We start from the raw sequence: 14,894 nt of genomic DNA, 5'->3' as shown, positions 1-14,894 counted from the left end.
CGGCCTCACGGCAGTTCGGCCGCCACCGGAGCGCGCAGGATGACGGTGACGGCCTGGCGGACGGCGTCGATCTCGGGGTGCAACGCGGCCAGCGCCTCCACCGCCGTTTCGAGGTCTCCCGCTCGGGCCTGGTCTTCCAGGTGGCCGCAGGCGTCGGCGGCTGTGGCGGCTCCGATGTTGGCCATGATGCCCTTCAGTTGGTGGGCCTCGTTGCGCAGCGTGGGAGTGTCGTCCAGGGCCAGGGCCTGGCTGATCTTCTCGATGTGGTCGGGGATGCGGTCGACCATCGTGCGGAGCAGGCGTTCGATGATGGGGGCGCTCTCGGCCGGGTCGGGGCCGCGCAGCTGGTTGAGGCGGGTCTCGATCTGGGCGACCACGTCGGCGCCGGTTGGGGTCGGCTTCGCCCACTTCGCCAGGGCGGCGGCCACGTCGGCCGGGACCAGGGGCTTGGCTATGTGTTCGTCCATTCCGGCTTCCAGGCACCTTGTCCTGTCCTCGGTCAGGGCGCTCGCGGTCAGGGCGATGATCGGGACGTGGCGGCCCTCGCCCTCGCGGCGGCGGATCTCCGCTGTGGCGGCGTAGCCGTCCATCTCGGGCATCAGGCAGTCCATGAAGATGAGCTGGTAGTCGCGCCGGCCGGCCATCTCGACGGCCTCGCGGCCGTTCACCGCCACGTCCGCGCTGTAGCCGAGGTTGGCCAGGATGCCCAGGGCCACCGTCCGGTTGATGTCGTTGTCCTCGACCAGCAGCACGTGACCGCGGCCGACGGGGGCCGGCGCCGGGGGTGAGGCGGGCTCCTCGCTCGGCACGAGCACGCCGACCAGGGCGTCGTACAGCTGGCTCTGCCGCAGTGGCTTCGTGAATGCGGCCGACACCGCCTGCGGGTCGGGCTCGGACGGCAGCGCGGTGGGGTCGTTCGTGAGCAGGATGGTCTTGGGGGTCGGTGTGCCCTCCGGCGCCGGTGTGCGCAGTCCCGCCGTACGCACGTCCTGAATGACCAGGTCGATCGGGCGCCCGGTGGCGGCGGCGTCACGCAGGATGTCGTACGCGGCCTCGCTGCTCTCCACGCCGGTGGCCTGCATCGACCACGCCGCCAGCTGGTCGGCCAGCACCGCGCGGTCCCGCTCGTCCTCGTCGACGATCACCACGCGCAGGCCGTCGAGCGCGTGACTCGAGGCCACGTCCACGCCGGCGCGGGCCGCCCGCAGCGTCACCGTGAACCAGAACGTGCTGCCCCGGCCCGGTTCGCTGTGCACGCCGATGTGGCCGCCCATCACCTCGACGAGGTCGCGCGAGATGGCCAGTCCGAGGCCGGTGCCGCCGAACCGGCGGGTCGTGCCCGCGTCGGCCTGCGTGAACGGCTCGAACAGTTTCTCCTGCTCGTTGTGGTCGATGCCGATGCCGGTGTCGCGCACCTCGAACCGTACGGGAACGGCGTCGGGCCCCGCCGGCTGGTTGGCGTCCGGCATGACAGTGATCGAGACATTGCCGTACGCGGTGAATTTGATGGCGTTTCCGGCCAGGTTCAGCAGCACTTGGCGCAGCTTGGCCGCGTCGCCGCTCACCGTCGACGGCAGGCGCGGGTCGCATTCGCCGGTGATGGTGACCGTGCCCCCGGTGCCGGGCGGCGCGACCAGGGCGACCACGTCGTCGACGAGGCGGCGCAGCTGGAAGTTGGTGTCCTCGAGCAGCACCTTGCCCGCTTCCAGCTTGCTGAAGTCGAGCACGTCGTTGATGACCGACAGGAGCGCCGAGCCGGCCGTGCTGATGCCCTCGGCGTACCGGCGCTGCTGTTCGTCCAAACTGGAGCCGAGCAGCAGGCTGGTCAGGCCGATGACGCCGTTCATCGGGGTGCGGATCTCGTGGCTCATCGAGGCCAGGAACTGCGACTTGAGCCGGGCCGTCTCGATCGCCTGGTCGCGTGCCTCGGCCAGTGCCTGCTCGGTCTCGCGGCGCGCGCTGATGTCGCGCGCGAATGCGTGGAGTTGCGCGTTTCCGTCGTGCTGGATGCGCCACATGGTCAGTTCGACCGGTCGTTCCCGTCCGTCGTGGTGCAGGGCCTGCATCTCGGTCGGGCGGTCGAGCAGCCACTCCCACCGGCCGTCGAGGAACCGCTGCAGCGCCGGGCGGTACCGGCCGGGCAGCACGGTGTCGGCCACGTTGCGCCCGATGATCTCTTCGCGGGGCCAGCCGAAGACCTGCTCGGCCTGGCGGTTCCACTCCTTGATGACCCCGCTCGCGTTCATCGAGAAGAACGGGTCGGCCGCCGCCGACATGATCATCTGGAGCTGTTCGCGCTCGATGCGCAGCCGCGTCTCCGCCTTGACCCGGGCGGTGATGTCGTGGGCGACGGTCGACGCGCCGATGATGTGTCCGTCGTCGTCGCGCATGGGGGCCATGCTCAGCGAGACCTCGATGATCCGGCCGTCCTTGCGCATCCGCCGGGTCTCGTGCTGCGGCAGCGTCTCGCCCTGGTTGACCCGGCTGAGCAGGTGTTTCTCCTCGTCGAGCCGGTCCGGCGGCAGCAGCCGGGTGACGTCGTGGCCGATCATCTCGGCCGCCGTGTAGCCGTACAGCCGCTCGGCCCCGGAGTTCCACGTCTGGATCGTGCCGTCGAGGGCCTTGCTGACGATCGCGTCGTTGGACGACTCGACGATGGCGGCCAGGCGCGCGTTGGTGTGGCCCTGCAGGCGGCGGGCGGTGACGTCCTGGATGGCCGCGAGCACCATCGTCTTGCCCTCGGCCTGCACGGGGGAGAGGCTGACGTCGACCGGGAACTCGGTGCCGTCCTTGCGCCGGGCGGTCAGCAGCATGCCCTCGCCCATCGGCCGGGCGCTCGGGGTGGCGAAGTAGCGGTTGCGGTGCTGCACGTGGACCTTGCGGCTGGCCCCGGGCACCAGCGTCTCGATGGCCGCGCCGGTCATCTCGTCGCGCCGGTAACGGAACAGTTCGACCGCACGGCTGTTGGCGTGCACGATCTGGCCGTCGCTGTTGACGCACACCATCGCCTCGGGCGAGGCGTCGAGCAGGCTGCGGAACTTGCCCTCGGCCAGGCGCAGCTGGGTCACGTCGACGCCGGCGCCGAAGATCGCGTACGGCCGTCCGCGCCCGTCCCGGAGCGCGTGCAGCGTGGTCACGAACCACCGGCCGTCCAGCTCCTCCTCGTACGCGACCGGGCCGTTGCCGATGAGCACGTCGGTGTCGTGCCGGTGGATCTCGGCCATCTTGTCGGGGGAGTGCACCTCGTGGTCGAAGCGCCCGGCGGCCTCGCCGATGCCGTGCAGCCGCTCGTAGGCGGGGCTGACGATCCGGTAGCGCCCGTCCAGCGTCTTGACGAAGGCGGGGGCGGCCGTCTCCTCGAGGATCGCCGCGAGGTGGATGTACCGCTCGAGGCGCCGGCGGTCGTGACGGCGGACGAGGCGGCGCCAGGCCCAGACCAGGGCTCCGGTGGCGACCGCCGCGGAGGCGACGTGTCGGCTACTCACGGTGAATAACCGTACAAGGGATCTTTCCTGCTTTAGTCTTATAACGGACATGAGCAGATGAGGAGCCGCCGGTGGCGACGGTGATGGTCGTGGATGACGTGGCCGCGAACCGCGACATCGTCCGTTTGCTGCTGGGGTATCGCGGCCACGAGGTGATCGAGGCCCACGACGGCGCCGACGCGCTCCGCCTGGCCCACGAGCATCATCCCGACGTGGTCGTCTCCGACGTGCTGATGCCCGGCATCGACGGGCTCGAGCTCGTGCACCGGCTGCGCACCGACGACGACGAGCTGGCCGCCCAGGCGCCGGTGATCTTCTACACCGCCAACTACCTCGAGCCCGAGACGCGGCCGATCGCCGAGGCGTGCGGGGTCAGCCAGGTCGTGCTGCGCTCGCAGGACCCGCACGAACTGCTCGACGCGGTGGACGCGGCGCTGGCCGGCGGTCCGGTCTCGATCGACGCCGTCCCCTCGGGTGATTTTGCGCAGGCTCACGTGCAGGCGGTGAACGCCAAGCTGATCGAGAAGGTGCGCGCGCTGCACCACACGGAACGGCGCTTCGAGGCGATGGCCGTGGCGTCCCCGGTCGGCATCGCGCTGATCGACGCCGACGGCGAGGCCGACTACATCAACCCCCGGCTGGCCGAGATCATGCGGACGCCGATCTCGGGCCTGCTCGGCCGGGGCTGGCTGGCCTGCCTGGACGCGCCGGCCCGCCGCGACGCGCTCGACCTGCTGCGCGGCCACGCGGCCGAGCGCCGGTTCACCCACCGGATGGAGTATCCGGATGGGGCGGTCCGGCACCTGCGCCTGCAACTGCGACACATCCAGGACGACGACGCCGAACTGGCCGGCGGCGTGCTCATGGTCGACGACGTCACCGATGTGATCGAGGCCGAGGAGCGGCTGCGCGACGAAACCAAGCGCCGGCAGGCTGACGCCCGGCGCCGCGATGCCGAACGGTTGGACAGCCTGCGGCGCATGGCCGGCGGGGCCGCGCACGACTTCAACAACATCCTGGGCGCGATCCTCGGCTACACCTCTCTCGCTATCGAGTCCATAACCGAATCCGTTACGGCCATTCCGGATGACCTATCCGCTTCGCTGTTGTCGGACCTCGACCAGGTGGTGAAGGGCGGCGAGCGGGCCAAGGCGCTCACCCAGCAGCTGCTCGCGTTCGGCCGGCGCGACATCACCCAGCCGGCCACCTTCGACATCAACGGCCTGCTGCGGGACATGCTCGGCACGCTGCGCGACTCGGCGGGCGAGGCGTCAGTCGTCCTGCAGCTCATGCCCGGGCCGGCCGACGTGCGGGCCGACCCCCGGCAGATCGGCCAGGTGCTGGTCAATCTGGTGGCCAACGCGGCCGACGCCATGCCGGGCGGCGGCACGATCACCATCGCGACCGAGGCCGCGGCCGACGGCGAGGCGGTGGTGACGGTCCGCGACACCGGGCGTGGCATGGAGGCCGAGGTGCTGACCCGCGCGTTCGAGCCGTTCTTCACCACCAAGCGCTCGACCGGGACGGCCGGGCTCGGGCTTTCGACGGCCCACGGCATCGTCAGTCAGGCCGGCGGCCAGCTGTCGCTGGCCTCGACTCCGGGCGAGGGCACGACGGCGACGATCCGGCTTCCCGGCGTACGCGACGAGCCCGCACCGCCCCTGTCGGACCCGGCAGTCCAAGCGGCGCCCGCTGTCCCACCCGCTCACGCCGACGCCACTGACGCACTCCCGTCACCCGGCGGCGAAACCCTGCTGCTGGTCGACGACGAGGCGGACCTGCGGGAAGTCACCGCCCGCTTCCTCGACGGCGCCGGCTACCGGGTGCTGTCCGCGGCCGACGCGGTCGAGGCGCTGAGCCTGCTCGACCGCCACCACGACCCGATCGCCGCGATGATCACCGACGTCGTCATGCCCGGCATGAACGGCCGCCAGCTGGCCCGGGTGGCCAAGCAGCGCCGCCCCGACCTGCGGGTGGTGTTCGTGTCCGGCTTCGCCGAGGCGCTGATCGACGAGGCCGGCAACAACCTCGAACCCGACTCGATGATCGTGGCCAAGCCGTACACCCGTGACCAACTTCTGGCCGGCGTCCAGTCGGTGCTGCGCCGGTCTTGAGGATCTGGCCGGCGGTCGTGGCCGTGCCGGCGCTGCTGGCCGCGGCCGCCTTCGTCCCGCCCGCCCCCGAACCCGAGGCGGACCCGTGCGAGGCCGGCTACTCGATCGAGAGCGGCCGGCGGATCCTCGTGTTCTGCGCGACCGCCGTCCTCCGCTACGAGAACGAGAACGCCCGCTACCCGGTGCCGGACGCCCCGCCGCTGCTGCCCTACCTGCCGTCGGTGTACGCGACGCAACCCTCCGACCTGCGCGTGGGCGGCGAGCCGGCGTGCGGGGCGGGCCCGGTCGGCACCACGGAACCGGTAACTCTGTCGGCTGCGTACACGGTCGTGCTCGGCCCGCCGCCCACCCGCGCCGTCTTCGAGTACAGCCCCGACTACCGCGGCCTGTACGGAAAGATCCTCGACCCGGTCGGCCGGGCTGTCCTGACGCTCAAGCCCGGCGAGCTGGCGCCCGGCGACTCGGTCCGCTGGCGGGTCAGCCTCACCGGCGACGACGACCGGCTGCCCATCTGGTCGCCGTGGTGCACCTTCACGGTCGCCGCCGACGCCCCCGACCTGCGCGGCCTCGAGCCGGACGTGATCGCCGCGCTGACCGAACTGGGCCTGCGCCCCGAACGCGAGTACACCGTGACGCTCCCGCGAGACCAATGGCGTACGGCGCTGGAGCCCTTCGGCATCTATCCCACCGACAACGCCGCCATCAACGAGGCGGACCCCGACAACCAGGACGATCCGACCTCGGACCTGCGCACCCAGCTGCCCGGCCCCGCCACCCTCACTGGCGCGCAGTGGTCCGACCTGATCACGTCGCTGGCCCAGTGGTCGGCCTACGACTGGGAGTCCTACGACGACTCCAGCCCGCCGATTGACCCCGCCGTCTACTGGGCCGTCGTCGACGAGATCTCCACCCAGCTGGGCGGCCCGCCGCACCCCCGGCTCGGGCTCCGCTGAGGCACTATCATCGGGTGGACCCGCTGACCGACGCCCGCGACCTCGTGCAGGCCCGCTTTCCCGACGCCGCTTGGGCTCTGCTCACCGGCAGCGTGCTCGGCCCATCTCGTACGGCCGGGTCCGACTTGGACATCGTGGTCATGCGCGCCGACGGGCCCGGGCGCGAGAGTCTGCACTTCCGCGGCTGGCCGGTCGAGTTGTTCGTTCAGACCCCCGACAGTCTGGCCGAGTACATGGCCCGCGAGCTGGCCGCCCGCAAGCCCAGCACGCACCGCATGCTCGCCACCGGCGTCCCGCTGCTCGGCGACCCGGGCGAGCTGGTGGCCCGCTGCGCACGAGTTCTGGCCGACGGCCCGCCCCCGCTGACCACGGCCGAACGCGACCGCCTCCGCTACCACCTGACCGACCTGCTCGACGACCACAGCCACGCCACCGACCCCGGCGAACGCGAGGTGATCGCCGCCGCCCTGTGGACCGAGACGGCGCGCGCCGCCCTCGCCTTCGGCGGACGCTGGCTCAGCAACGGCAAGTGGCTGCTGCGCGAGTTGCGAGAGCTCGACCCCGCTTTTGCCACCCAGTGGCTGGCCGCGCGCGACGACCCGTCGACCTTGGCCGCGGAAGTCCTGGCGCGGGCGGGCGGCCCGCTCTTCGACGGGTACCGGGCCTAGAAGCCGGCTTGTGAAGGTGTTGTGCAGGCTGTGGCCGCCCGATGGCACCGACTGCCTCCGCACCCGGGCGGCGACCGGCGTGAACCGGGCGTGCAACGTGGGGCACCGATGCTGGGGCGGTGAGAAAGCTGAAGACCGCCCTCCTGTCCGCCGCCGTGCTCGCCGGAAGCGTCGTCGCGCCCGCCTCGGGGGCGGTCCGGCAGCCGGTCGCGGTCACGGTCAAACCCGCTTCCGCGTACGGCAAGAGCCTGACCGTCACCGTGCGGGCCGCCAGCCGGCCGCGCACACCGGTCACCATCCGGGTCACCGCCGGCGGCACGACGCTCACCAAGACGGTGACCACCAACGCCTCGGGCGTGGCAACCTGGTCGCCGGCCGCGCACGGCAACGGCGTCGCAACGGCGACTTTCGCCAAGAAGCCCGCCACGGCGTCGGCTCGCTTCACCACGGCCGGCGCGACAGTGGTCAAGTTGAGCGGCTACGCCAAGGTCAGCAACGGGGTCGCGCACTACCGGTCGTTCGCCGCGGTGCGGGCGGCCATGCAGATCTTCCCCAAGCGCGCCGGCAAGGTCACCGTCAGCCTGCAGCACCGCAGCGGCGCCGCGTGGGTCACCGACCAGACCTCGACGTTCCCGACCTTCGGCACGGGCGGCGCCTGGGCTGGAATGGCGCAGGGAAACCGCAAGATGACCTATCGATACGTGGTGAAGGCGGCCGGCGACGCGGCGGCCGGAACCTCGCCCATCGTGAGCACCGTGTCCTTCATGGTCGATTGAGACTCGTACGGGATGTGGTCTTGAAAATCAAGGCGTAGCGTCAGGCCTCGGCACGCCCGAGGAGGTCACATGACCGCGGTCGAACCGAAGCCTGCCGCTCCGCAGCCGGTCGTCACCCGGCCCTGGCCGGTGCGGCCCCAGGTGCGGGGTTCCGCCCTGGCCCGCATCATCCGCACGACCGACGCCAAGCAGATCGGCCTGATGTACCTGGTCACGTCGTTCGTGTTCTTCATGCTCGGCGGCCTCATGGCGATGCTGATGCGCGGCGAGCTGGCCCGGCCGGGCATGCAGTTCCTGTCGCCCGAGCAGTACAACCAGCTGTTCACCATGCACGGCACGATCATGCTGCTGCTGTTCGCGACGCCGATCGTGTTCGCGTTCGCCAACTTCGTCGTGCCGCTGCAGATCGGCGCGCCCGACGTGGCCTTCCCACGGCTGAATGCGTTCGCCTACTGGCTCTACCTGTTCGGCGGCACGCTGGCCGTGAGCGGCTTCTTCGTGCCCGGCGGCGCGGCCGATTTCGGCTGGACGGCGTACTCGCCCCTGAGCGACTCGATCCACTCGCCCGGCGTCGGCGGCAACATGTGGGTGGTCGGCCTGGCCATCAGCGGGCTCGGCACCATCCTCGGCGCGGTCAACATGATCACCACCATCCTGACCCTGCGGGCGCCCGGCATGACGATGTTCCGGATGCCCATCTTCACCTGGAACATCCTGGTCACCAGCCTGCTGGTCATCCTGGTCTTCCCGTTCCTGGCGGCCGCGCTGCTGGTGCTGGCGGCCGACCGGACGCTCGGCGCCCAGGTCTTCGCGCCCGAGACCGGCGGGCCGATGCTGTGGCAGCACCTGTTCTGGTTCTTCGGCCACCCCGAGGTGTACGTGGTGGCGCTGCCCTTCTTCGGCATCATCACCGAGGTCATCCCGGTCTTCAGCCGCAAGCCGGTCTTCGGCTACAAGGGACTCGTGTCGGCCACCCTGCTCATCGCCGCCCTGTCGATGAGCGTATGGGCGCACCACATGTTCGCCACCGGCCAGGTGCTGCTGCCGTTCTTCAGCCTGCTCAGTTACCTGATCGCCGTGCCGACGGGCATGAAGTTCTTCGTCTGGATCGGCACGATGTGGCGGGGGCAGATCTCGCTCGAGACGCCCATGCTGTTCGCGATCGGCTTCCTGGTGACCTTCCTGCTCGGCGGCCTCACCGGCGTGCTGCTGGCGTCGCCGCCGATCGACTTCCAGGTGCACGACAGCTACTTCGTGGTGGCCCATTTCCATTACGTGCTGTTCGGCACCATCGTGTTCGCGGTGTTCGCCGGCGTCTATTTCTGGTTCCCCAAGATGTTCGGCCGCATGCTCGACGAGCGCCTGGGCAAAATCCATTTCTGGCTGACCTTCATCGGCTTCCACGCCACGTTCCTGGTGCAGCACTGGCTCGGCGCCGAGGGAATGCCGCGCCGCTACGCCGACTACCTGGCCGGGGACGGTTTCACGTTCCTCAACACCTTCTCGACGCTCGGTTCGTTCGTGCTGGGCGCGTCGACGCTGCCGTTCCTCTACAACGTGTGGAAGTCGTACCGGGTGGGCCAGCTGGTGACCGCGGACGACCCGTGGGGGCACGGCAATTCGCTGGAATGGGCCACCTCGTCACCGCCGCCGCTGCGCAACTTCGACAGGATGCCGCGCATCCGGTCCGAGCGGCCCGCCTTCGACGCCAGGTTCCCGCACCTGGCCGCGGGGGAGCAGACCGAGGCCGGCCCGCCCGAGGGTGGGGCCCGGCCGCTCACCTCGGAATCGACCGGTGGCGCGACCTATCAGGAGGACAAGTCGGACTGACTTTCGGCCGAGCGGGTCGACTTTAGTCGGCAGCGCCCGGCCGGTCGGCGGCCACACACTCGTACGCATGGGGCGACCACATGTGGCGGTGCGGATCGGCATAGTTTTCGGTGCGGCGACGGCGATCTGGCTGTTCCTGCACTGGGCTCGCGACGCCGTTTTCGGTGCGAGCGACTACGACCGCGGGGCGCACGTCTTCTCGGCAGTGACGGCCACCGTCCTTGCGGTGCCGCTGGTCGTGCTGGCCTGGCGCTACCTCAACCGGGTGCCCTGGACGAGGCTTCGACGGGCCTCACCTCGTACGGTGGGAAGGCTTTTGACGGCCGGCTCGGTGGGCTATCTGATTCCGGCGGCGGCCGCGCTCACGATCTTCCTCATTGCCGGGTGGCTGACGATCGACCTCGACGGCTCGATCGGTGACCTGGTGCTTTCGGTGCTGACGCTGGTCGTGCTGGTCTTTCTGTACGAGGCGCTGCCCGAGGAATTCATTTTCCGCGGCTACATCTTCCGGAATTTGGCCGCCGTGCTGCCGACATGGGCGGTCGTGTTCGTGCAGGCGCTGCTGTTCGCTCTGTTCGGAGTGCTGGTGGGCGCCGCGGGCAGCGTCGAACGGATCGTGATTTTCTTCGGATTCGCCGTCGTCCAGGGCTGGCTGCGCGCGGTGACCGACACGCTGTGGGTGCCGATCGGGTTTCACCTGGCCTTCCAGTCCTGCGAGCAGATCGCCGGCCCGAACTGGAACCGCTTCGTCGTCGACGACCTCGCCCTGCTGCAGGACCTCGTGCTCGGACTGATCCCCCTGGCGCTCGGTGTGCTGGTCGTGCAGTCGCTCGGCCGATGGGCGCGCCGCCCGGCCGTCCGGAACGAGGTCAGCCTGACTTAGACCCGATGCCGGCTGACTTAGACCCGATGCCGGCTGACTTAGACGCGATGCCGGCTGAGTCAGACGCGATGCCGGCTGAGTCAGACGCGATGCCGGCTGAGTCAGACGCGATGCCGGCCAGGAAGATGTCCACCCCGGCCAGGAACTGGGCGCGGTCGTCATGGTCGCGCAGCAATGACGCCGACTCCTGCACGAGCGGGTCGGCGTCCTGCTGCGCCCACTCGTGCGCGAGGCGATCGAGGTAGTCCTGGCGGGCCGCGTCGTCGGCGGCGCGCCGGGCGCCCGCCGCGTGCTGGGCGGCCGCGCCGAGCACATAGTTGACCAGCGCCGCGCCCGCGTCGGTCAGGGCCTTCCCGCTCAGGCCGAGTGCATGCAGCCGGCCGCCGAGGTTCTTCCAGATATCCAGTACGGCGATTTGCATCGGATCGCGATTGAGCTGGGCGCCCACCCACGGATGCCCGTCGATCGCCTCGAAGATCCCCAGCGTCAGGGCCCGGATCGCCCGCCTCGGGTCGTCGTCGCCGGCCGTCCCCGCCAGCACCGGGCCGATGACACCGTCGGCGGCCGCGGCCAGCAGGTCGTCCTTGTTCGTGACGTGGTGATAGATGGCGCCCCGCCCGGTCGACAGGCGGGCCGTCACCGCGCGGACGGTCAGGGCGCTCTCGCCCTCGCTGTCGAGGATCTGGATGGTCGCCTCGACTATCCGCTCACGGGACAGCGCGTCGCTTCGCCTGGGTGTCATGCCTCCATCTTGACAGACTTGGACCGCCGGTCCAATACTGGACCAGTGGTCCAAACGACTGGTGGAGGACGCATGATCACGATCATCGGGGCCGGGCTCGGCGGCCTCACTCTGGCCCGGGTACTGCATCTGCGCGGCATCGCCGTAACCGTCTACGACGCCGAGGCCTCGGCCGCCGCTCGCACCCAGGGCGGGCAACTCGACCTGCACGAACACAACGGGCAGCGGGCGCTGCAGATCGCCGGGCTCACCGAGGAGTACCGCTCGATCATCCACGTCGGCGGCGGCGCCCAGAAGGTCGTCGACCAGCAGGGCGCCGTGCTGGCCGAGCTTGCTGACGACGGCTCGATGGCGCGTCCGGAGGCGCTGCGCGGCGATATTCGGCGCATCCTGCTCGAGTCGCTGCCGGCCGGGACCGTGCAATGGGGCAAGAAGCTGCTCTCGGCGAAGCCGCTCGGCGGGGGCCGTCACGAGCTGACGTTCGCGGACGGTACGACGGCCGTCTCCGACGTGCTGGTCGGGGCGGACGGAACCTGGTCGAAGGTGCGGCCGCTGGTCTCCGGTGCGAAGCCGGCGTACGCCGGACTGAGCTACATCGACCTGTACTCGCACGACGTCGACGCGCGCCACGCCGAGGCGGCCCGGCTGGTCGGGAACGGCGCGATGTACGCCCTGATCCCCGGCCAGGGATTCCTGGCGCACCGCGAGGCGGGCGACGTCATCCACACGTACGTGGTTCTCAGCCGTCCGCTCGAGTGGTTCACCGAGGGTGGCGTCGCGAAGGAGCGGATCGCGGCCGAGTTCGCGGGATGGGCGCCCGGTCTGGTCTCGCTGATCACCGAGGCCGACACCGAGCCTGTTCTGCGCAGCATCTTCGCGCTGCCCAACGGGCACCGCTGGCCCCGGACGGCTGGCGTCACGCTGCTGGGCGACGCGGCCCACGTGACGGTTCCCGGCGGCGAGGGGGCGAACCTGGCCATGCTCGACGGCGCCGAGCTGGGGGAGGCGCTGGCCGCCCACCCCGACGACGTCGAGGCCGCCCTGGCCGCGTACGAGAAGGTGATGTTCGACCGCAGCGAGGCCGAGGCCGTCGCCGCCCACGAGACGATCGACCTCATCTTCGGCGCCGGCGCCCCGCACGGCCTGGCCGGGCTGCTGAACGGCACCACCGCCGAATAGTGAGAGGCACCCCGGTGACGGCGCCGGGTCGACAGGATGGGATGCTCTTGCACGTTTTCCTATCGAAATGGTAGGCACGATAGGCGCACCCCACATTCGTCCCCCACATGCGCCTGGACTGGAGCGACCATGAGAAAGCTGATCCTCCTGGCCCTCGTCGGCCTCGGAGCGCAACTTGTCGATGGCAGCCTCGGCATGGCGTACGGCGTCACGTCGACCACGCTGCTGCTGGCCATCGGCACGAACCCGGCCGCCGCCTCGGCCACCGTGCACCTGGCCGAGATCGGCACCACGCTCGTCTCCGGCCTGTCGCACTGGAAGTTCGGCAACGTCGACTGGAAGGTCGTCCTCAAGATCGGTGTGCCGGGCGCGGTCGGCGCGTTCGCGGGCGCGACGTTCCTGTCCGGGCTCTCCACCGAGACCGCGGCGCCCCTGATGGCGGTCATCCTGCTGGCGCTCGGCCTGTACGTGTTCATCCGCTTCACCACGATGGGCCTGCCCAAGGGCCGCCTCGGCCTGCCGCTGCGCAAGCGGTTCCTGGCCCCGCTGGGCGTGGTGGCCGGCTTCGTCGACTCGACCGGTGGCGGCGGCTGGGGCCCGGTGGGCACCCCGGCCATCCTGGCCAGCGGCCGGCTCGAGCCGCGCAAGACGATCGGCTCGATCGACACCAGCGAGTTCCTGGTGGCCATCGCGGCCAGCCTCGGCTTCCTGTTCGGCCTGGGCACCGAGAACATCAACTTCGCCTGGGTGGTCGCGCTGCTGATCGGTGGCGTGATCGCCGCGCCGATCGCCGCCTGGCTGGTCCGGCACATCCCGCCGCGCGTGCTGGGGGCCGCGGTGGGCGGCGTCATCATCCTCACCAACAGCCGCACGCTGCTGCGCTCCGACTGGATCGACGCGTCGGACGGCGTCCGCTACAGCATCTACGCCGTCATCTACGCCGTGTGGGCGGCCGCGCTGGTCTACTCGTTCCGCGAGCACCGCAAGAACGCCGCCGAGGAGCGCCGCATCCTGGAAGAGGCCGACGCCCGCGCGGCCGCGGACGACCGCCGCGAGCCCGAACTCGCCTGACCGGACCGCGTGCCGGCTCGACCGAGCTTGCGGTGGCCGCGTCGACGAGGGTCGGCGCGGCCATCGCCGTCAGGCGCCTCCTGGCCTCGCCGCAGCCCCGCGTTATCGGTCGGACAAGTCCTGGGCCGGGTGCCGGCTGCCCCAGCCGGCCAGCAGCAGGCCGGCCGCCGTGAGCACCAGATGGCCGGCCAGCTGAACGCCGAAGCCGCCCGGCAGTCAGCCGAGCAGACCCGCGTTGTCGTGGTCGACGAGCTGCCGGACGGCGCCTTGCGCTCCCACGACCAGCAGCACCATGCCGAGAACGAGCATCGCTGTTCGCACGTCTACCTCCCCGTATTCTGGTACGTCTGAACCATAACACTTGGTGGTACGGGCGTACCAGAACGGAGAGCCGATGCCCCGGCAGGTCGACCATGACGAGCGGCGCCGCCACATCGCGACGGCCGTGTGGCGGCTGGCCGCGGCGGGCGGCCTCGAGGACGCGACGATCCGCCGGGTCGCCGCCGAGGCCGGCGTGCCCGCCCGCCAGCTGCAGTACTACTTCGGCACCCGCGAGGACCTGCTGCTCGGCGCGCTCGACCTGCTCAACCGCGACGGCGAGGCCGAGGCCCAGCAACGCGTCGCCGCGCTCGGCCCCCACCCGGAGCCGCGCGAGATCTTGCGCAGCGTGCTGCTCGAGCTGCTGCCGCTGGACGATGGACGCCGGCAGCGCCAGCTGGTGCAGGCCGCCTATTTCGTACGTTTCATGGCCGACCGGACCCTGCGGGACCGCATCCGCGACACCCCGCCCGAGCTGGAGCAGCTGATCGCCCTGCTGCTGCCGGAGGGTCGCCGCGACGAGGCCGACTTCCTGCTCGCGGGCGCGGCCGGCCTGCAGGGCCAGATGCTGCTCGGCCACCTGACCGCCGAGCGGGCCGTCGAGCTGATCGACCACCAGCTGAACCGGATCTTCGCCGGTGACGACGCGACCGGCGGCGGGGCCTAGGTTGATGGTCATGATGAACGAACTCGCCCAGCGGATCGCCGAAGCGCTCAACGAGGCGCTCGACCAGCGCGTGGCGACCGACTACTACGTGGGTCACGTCGAGCGCGGACTGGCCGCCGGCGGCCCCGACGAGCCGATCATCGCGCTCACCGTGGACGAGGTGGCCCGGATCGCCGCGCGCACCGCGCGGGAAGCGCCGAAGGAGTAG

At 70.7% G+C, this 14,894-nt stretch carries 12 protein-coding genes; 10 read left to right on the top strand and 2 right to left on the bottom strand.

Annotation, left to right across the window (positions count from 1 at the left end; genetic code table 11):
- Positions 1-5: 5 nt before the first annotated feature.
- Positions 6-3,485: a PAS domain-containing hybrid sensor histidine kinase/response regulator gene (locus OWR29_RS15670; protein WP_267563556.1), complete on the bottom strand. Its 3,480-nt coding sequence runs from the start codon at positions 3,483-3,485 to the stop codon at positions 6-8.
- Positions 3,486-3,556: 71 nt separating this feature from the next.
- Between OWR29_RS15670 and OWR29_RS15665 the strand changes: the two genes are divergently transcribed.
- The 6 genes from OWR29_RS15665 (at position 3,557) to OWR29_RS15640 (ending at position 10,709) form a co-directional block, all read left to right on the top strand.
- The gene (locus OWR29_RS15665) at positions 3,557-5,599 is read left to right on the top strand and encodes a response regulator (protein WP_267563555.1); all 2,043 of its coding nucleotides are present in this window, start codon (positions 3,557-3,559) and stop codon (positions 5,597-5,599) included.
- Positions 5,596-6,552, top strand: coding sequence for a hypothetical protein (locus tag OWR29_RS15660; RefSeq protein WP_267563554.1), 957 nt, complete (start codon positions 5,596-5,598; stop codon positions 6,550-6,552). Before OWR29_RS15665 ends, OWR29_RS15660 begins: the two co-directional genes overlap by 4 nt.
- A gap of 14 nt (positions 6,553-6,566) precedes the next feature.
- Entirely contained in the window at positions 6,567-7,220 is a 654-nt protein-coding gene (locus tag OWR29_RS15655) for a nucleotidyltransferase domain-containing protein (protein ID WP_267563553.1), read from the top strand.
- Between the two features lie 119 nt (positions 7,221-7,339).
- Positions 7,340-7,996 (top strand): hypothetical protein, encoded by a 657-nt coding sequence (locus tag OWR29_RS15650; RefSeq protein ID WP_267563552.1) that lies wholly within the window; start codon positions 7,340-7,342, stop codon positions 7,994-7,996.
- A 69-nt stretch (positions 7,997-8,065) separates the two neighbouring features.
- The gene (ctaD, locus tag OWR29_RS15645) at positions 8,066-9,826 is read left to right on the top strand and encodes an aa3-type cytochrome oxidase subunit I (RefSeq protein ID WP_267563551.1); all 1,761 of its coding nucleotides are present in this window, start codon (positions 8,066-8,068) and stop codon (positions 9,824-9,826) included.
- Positions 9,827-9,893: 67 nt separating this feature from the next.
- Positions 9,894-10,709, top strand: a complete 816-nt coding sequence (locus tag OWR29_RS15640) for a CPBP family intramembrane glutamic endopeptidase (RefSeq protein WP_267563550.1) — start codon at positions 9,894-9,896, stop codon at positions 10,707-10,709.
- Here the strand turns inward: OWR29_RS15640 and OWR29_RS15635 are convergent.
- On the bottom strand, positions 10,696-11,451 hold the full coding sequence (locus OWR29_RS15635) for a TetR/AcrR family transcriptional regulator (RefSeq protein WP_267563549.1): 756 nt from the start codon (positions 11,449-11,451) through the stop codon (positions 10,696-10,698). The two genes, OWR29_RS15640 and OWR29_RS15635, sit on opposite strands and share 14 nt — an antisense overlap.
- A gap of 72 nt (positions 11,452-11,523) precedes the next feature.
- On the opposite strand from OWR29_RS15635, the gene OWR29_RS15630 reads away from it, so the two are divergent.
- From OWR29_RS15630 to OWR29_RS15615, 4 genes are all read left to right on the top strand, one after another.
- A complete protein-coding gene (locus OWR29_RS15630; RefSeq protein ID WP_267563548.1) occupies positions 11,524-12,630 on the top strand; it encodes an FAD-dependent oxidoreductase in 1,107 nt (368 codons plus the stop codon).
- Positions 12,631-12,759: 129 nt separating this feature from the next.
- Positions 12,760-13,701: a sulfite exporter TauE/SafE family protein gene (locus tag OWR29_RS15625; RefSeq protein ID WP_267563547.1), complete on the top strand. Its 942-nt coding sequence runs from the start codon at positions 12,760-12,762 to the stop codon at positions 13,699-13,701.
- A gap of 394 nt (positions 13,702-14,095) precedes the next feature.
- Positions 14,096-14,686 carry a TetR/AcrR family transcriptional regulator gene (locus tag OWR29_RS15620; RefSeq protein WP_267563546.1) on the top strand — a complete coding sequence of 197 codons (591 nt, stop codon included), beginning with the start codon at positions 14,096-14,098 and terminating at the stop codon, positions 14,684-14,686.
- 10 nt (positions 14,687-14,696) lie between these two features.
- Positions 14,697-14,894 (top strand): hypothetical protein, encoded by a 198-nt coding sequence (locus OWR29_RS15615; protein ID WP_267563545.1) that lies wholly within the window; start codon positions 14,697-14,699, stop codon positions 14,892-14,894.

This window comes from Paractinoplanes pyxinae, from assembly GCF_026626335.1.
Taxonomy (GTDB): Bacteria; Actinomycetota; Actinomycetes; order Mycobacteriales; family Micromonosporaceae; genus Actinoplanes; species Actinoplanes pyxinae.
The sequence above is the reverse complement of the archived record's forward strand: the minus strand, read 5'-3'. Positions and strand labels throughout refer to the sequence as shown.

What these genes read in the sequence shown, in the direction of transcription:
- OWR29_RS15625 (WP_267563547.1), top strand. Translation starts at nt 12,760, where the DNA reads ATGAGAAAGCTGATCCTCCTGGCCCTCGTCGGCCTCGGAGCGCAACTT.
- OWR29_RS15635 (WP_267563549.1), bottom strand. Translation starts at nt 11,451, where the DNA reads ATGACACCCAGGCGAAGCGACGCGCTGTCCCGTGAGCGGATAGTCGAG.
- ctaD (WP_267563551.1), top strand. Translation starts at nt 8,066, where the DNA reads ATGACCGCGGTCGAACCGAAGCCTGCCGCTCCGCAGCCGGTCGTCACC.
- OWR29_RS15630 (WP_267563548.1), top strand. Translation starts at nt 11,524, where the DNA reads ATGATCACGATCATCGGGGCCGGGCTCGGCGGCCTCACTCTGGCCCGG.
- OWR29_RS15620 (WP_267563546.1), top strand. Translation starts at nt 14,096, where the DNA reads ATGCCCCGGCAGGTCGACCATGACGAGCGGCGCCGCCACATCGCGACG.
- OWR29_RS15615 (WP_267563545.1), top strand. Translation starts at nt 14,697, where the DNA reads ATGATGAACGAACTCGCCCAGCGGATCGCCGAAGCGCTCAACGAGGCG.
- OWR29_RS15640 (WP_267563550.1), top strand. Translation starts at nt 9,894, where the DNA reads ATGGGGCGACCACATGTGGCGGTGCGGATCGGCATAGTTTTCGGTGCG.